We start from the raw sequence: 330 nt of genomic DNA on the forward strand, positions 1-330 counted from the left end.
CCGAGATCTACACGTAAGGAGTCGTCGGCAGCGTCAGATGTGTATAAGAGACAGGGTGGCGGCGCCGTGCCGGAGGTTGGTCCAGGTGGCCCGGTGGATCTGCTCCACCCGCTGGGTGATGCCCAGCTCGGCCGCGAAGTCCCGTACGTCGTCCAGGTCGGGCAGGAGCACGGGATGCGGAAGCGTCACCGTGCGCGGGGACAGCCGTACCGTCTCGCCGTCGAGATTGACGACCTTCAACTCACCGTCGGCGGTGGCGTCCCGCAGGAAGCCGACCTCGTCGGGGTCGTCGCCCACCACGGCCATGTCCCGCAGCGCGGACTGCCACGC

At 68.5% G+C, this 330-nt stretch carries 1 protein-coding gene; it reads right to left on the reverse strand.

Annotated elements, in window-relative coordinates; genetic code table 11:
• Positions 1-33: 33 nt before the first annotated feature.
• Positions 34-330 (reverse strand): DUF4132 domain-containing protein (locus OQ02_RS39650; protein WP_197043735.1); only part of this gene is annotated, 297 nt, incomplete at its 5' end.

The organism is Saccharothrix sp. NRRL B-16314, assembly GCF_000716595.1.
In the GTDB taxonomy this organism is placed as follows: domain Bacteria; phylum Actinomycetota; class Actinomycetes; order Mycobacteriales; family Pseudonocardiaceae; genus Actinosynnema.